The organism is Streptomyces sp. NPDC047880, assembly GCF_040706515.1.
Classification (GTDB): Bacteria; Actinomycetota; Actinomycetes; order Streptomycetales; family Streptomycetaceae; genus Streptomyces.
The window spans coordinates 1-4,060 of the sequence record NZ_JBEZOK010000055.1; the positions used below are offsets into that span (position 1 = coordinate 1).

1 protein-coding gene is annotated in these 4,060 nt (G+C 69.2%); it reads right to left on the reverse strand.

The genetic code is table 11. The annotated features are described in order from the left end of the window. The coding region (locus tag AB0937_RS38380) for an amino acid adenylation domain-containing protein (protein WP_366718833.1) at positions 1 to 4,060 on the reverse strand (4,060 nt) is incomplete at both ends.

The window sequence follows — 4,060 nt, forward strand, 5'->3', positions numbered from 1 at the left end:
CCACCTGCGCCTCAAACAACTCCACCACCGACAACCCCCCACCCAACACCACATCCCCACCCCCACCAGCCCACCCCAAAACCAACCCACGCTCATCCGGACTCAGGACGTCCACCGAACTCACCCGGATGTCCGGCGCCCCCACCACCACCTCGACCGCCCGCACCAACCACTCCGCGAACCGCTCGGCCGTCCCCGCGTCAAACACGTCAGCGGCCGCGATCACGACACCCCGCATGCCAGCGGGAGCACCTTCGGCGTCGAACACCTCGGTAGCCATGACATCCAGATCGAACTTGGCCGTCGCCGGTCCCGCCGCCCCGGGCACCCCGGCAGACCCGGTCGGTACTCCGGAAGCCCGGAGCCCGGGCAGGTCGAGGGCCGCCTGGGCGTTGTTCTGCAACGTCAGCATCACCTGGAACAAAGGGTGCCGGGCCAGCGAACGAGCCGGCGCGAGTTCCTCCACCAGCCGCTCGAACGGCACATCCTGATGCCCGAACCCGGCCAGGCTCGTCTCCCGGACCCGCTCCAGCACCTGCGCGAACGTCGGATCACCCGACAGGTCCGTCCGGATCACCAGCGTGTTCACGAAGAACCCGACCAGGTCGTCCAGCGCCTCATCCGTACGCCCGGCGATCGCCGAACCGATCGGAATGTCCGTGCCCGCACCCACCCGCGACAACGTCACCGCCAGCGCCGCCTGCAACACCATGAACACCGTCACGCCACGCTCACGCGCCACCTCACGCAACCGCGCATGCACCCCAGCCGGCACCTCCAGCCCCACCGCATGCCCCTCATGCGACGCGACCGCCGGACGCGACCGGTCATAGGGCAGCGCCAGCTCCTCCGGGGCACCGGCGAGCGCCTCACGCCAGAACTCCACCTGACGTGAGAGCACACTCTCGGGGTCCGTCTCGGCCCCCAGTACCTTCTCCTGCCACAGCACGTAGTCGGCATACTGCACCGGCAAGGGTGCCCATCCAGGAGTGCGGCCCTCACACCGCGCCCCGTACGCCACCGACACGTCCCTCGCCAACGGCCCCATCGACCACCCGTCACCCGCGATGTGATGCACCACGAGCACCAGCACATGCTCATCCGGACCGACCCTGAACAACCGGGCTCGGACAGGGATCTCCTCGGCGAGGTCGAAGGCATACCGTGCCGCCTCCGCCACAGCCCCGCCGAGCTCCTCCGCGCGCACATCGGTGACCGTCAGTGCGAAGCCGGTCTCGTCCACGGGCAGAATCCGCTGATACGGCTCCCCATCGGCGACCGCGAACACGGTCCGCAGCACCTCATGGCGCTCCAGCACATCCCTCAGCGCGCCCTCGAGCGCATCCCGGTTCAGCTCACCCGACAGTCGCAGGGTCGTCGGGATGTTGTAGGTCGCGCTCGGGCCTTCCAGCTGCGTCAAGAACCACAGCCGGCGCTGCGCGTACGACAGCGGCACCCGCTCCGGGCGCTCCCCAGCCACGAGAGCCGGACGTGCCGTGTCCGCCTGACCCAGCCGCGCCGCGAGCCCGGCCGGCGTGGACGCCTCGAACAGGGTCCGCAGCGCCACCTCCACCCCCAGCACCGCACGCACCCGACTCACCAGCCGCGTCGCCAGCAACGAATGCCCACCCAGAGCGAAGAAGTCGTCGTCCACACCGACCGCGGGCAGACCGAGGATCTGCGCGAACGCCTGGCAGAGGATTTCTTCCTGCACCGTGGCCGGCGGACGACCGCTGTCAGTTCCGGTGTACGCGGGCGCGGGGAGCGCCTTGCGGTCCAGTTTGCCGTTCACCGTCAACGGCAGCGCCTCGAGAGTGACCATAGCCGACGGCACCATGTACTGCGGCAACCGCTCACCCACGAAGTCGCGCAGCTCGGACTCCGACGCATCCCCCACCACGTACGCCACCAGGCGTTTGTCCCCGGGAACGTCCTCGCGGGTGATCACAACCGCCTGTGCCACCGCCGGGTGCGCGGCCAGTACCGCCTGGACCTCACCCGGTTCGATCCGGAACCCGCGGATCTTCACCTGCTCATCCGCACGCCCCAGATACTCCAGCCGGCCACCGGCCGACCACCGCACCACATCCCCCGTCCGATACATTCGCGCGCCCACCTGACCGAAGGGGCACGCCACAAACCGCTCACCCGTCAGCCCGGGGCGCCCCACATACCCACGCGCGAGACCCGCACCCGCCACATACAACTCCCCCGCCACACCCCCCGGCACCGGCCGCAACGCACCATCCAGCACGAACACCTGTGTGTTGACGATCGGAGAGCCGATTCCAGAGCTGTCGCCCGGTGCGAGCGGGGCCGACATGGTGGCGCACACGGTGGTCTCCGTGGGGCCATAGGCATTGATGAACCGGCGGCCAGGAGCCCAGCGTCCGATCAGGTCACCGCCCAGTGCTTCACCTGCCGACACCAGTGTCGACACCGAAGGCAGATCTTCAGGCGCCAGCACAGCCAGCACGGCCGGTGGCAGCGTCACATGAGTAACCTCGTGCCGCGCCACGACTTCGGCCAGCCCCTGCCCAGGCAGCAACTCGTGGGCATCGGAGAGTACGAGTCGTGCTCCGCACGACAGTGCCACCAGTACCTCGGACACCGCCGCGTCGAAGCTCACCGACGCGAACTGCAGCATCCGGCTGGCGGAGTCCACCGCGAATCGCTCTGTCTGAGCCGCCACCAGGCTCGCCACGCCGCCGTGCGACACGGCCACGCCCTTGGGTCGTCCCGTCGAGCCGGACGTATAGATGACGTAGGCCAGCCCACCAGCCTCGAAGACGGCTTCGGGAGGAGTGACGGGCGCCGCCGCCAGGTCGCGTGCCACCCTCATGTCATCGAAGTTCACCACGTGCACCGCGGGCCCTGACATTACGGCTGCCATGTCGCCGCGCCCGAGGACCACCCGTGCGCCGCTGTCGGCGAGCATGAACTCCAGCCGCTCCGCCGGATACTGCACGTCCAGCGGCACATACGCCGCGCCGGTCTTCAACACGGCCAGCAGCGCGACGACCAGGTCCACCCCGCGGGGCAGGCACACGCCCACCACGGACTCCGCGCCGATGCCGAGCCCTCGCAGATAGTGCGCCAGCTGGTTCGCCTTGGTCTCCAGCTCGGCGTAGGAGAGTTCCGTAGTGCCGTGGACCACTGCCACAGCGTCCGGGGTGCGGGCCACCTGGGCCTGGAACATCTCGGGCGCGGACTGCTGTGGGATGTGTGCGGTGGTGTCGTTCCAGTCTTCGAGGAGTCGGTTCTGTTCGGAGGCGTCGAGGACGTCCACCGTCGACAGGTAGCTGTTGGGGTCGTCCTCCAGTGCGGTCACGAGGTTGTCGAGGCAGGTGTGCAGCAGCCGGCACACCGCCTGCCCGTCGACCGGGCCCACCGCGTCCACGACCAGCCCGAACCTGGACTCCAGGTCATCGACCGCCACGGCCACGGGGTAGTTCGTCACCTCACGCACGGCCAGCGTGCTGATGCCCCTGGACGCCGGACCGGCCTCCGGGCGAGGGTTCTCCGGCCGACGCCTGCCGTGCCGGTAGTTGAACAGCGAGGTGAACAGCGGGCTGCCGTTCGGGATGCCGCTGGCCTGCTGCGCCAACGTCAGGGGGGCGTGCTCGTGCACCAGCAGCTCCGCCAACTGGTTGCGCACGCCTTCCAGCGCGTTGGCGACGCCGACCGCATCCACCCGGACCCGGACCGGCAGCGTGTTGATGAACAACCCCGGCACCCGATCCGCACCGACACCGGCATTCATCCGCCCGAACAACACCGTGCCGAACACGACGTCGTCACGACCGCTGATCGTGGCCAGCACCCGGGCCCACGCCAAGTGGAACACCGACGCCGGACTCACACCCAACGACCGGGCGACGTCGCGTACCCGCCGGCCCACCTCTTCATCGACTTCCAGATGGGAGCGCACGACGCCGCTGCCGTCACCGTGCACATCGAGCAGACCGTACGGGGCGGTGGTCTCCTCCACATCGCCCAGCAGGTCGGTGAAGTACTGCTCGTGCTCCTCGCGCGTGACGCCCAAGCGGGCCTGCGCGAC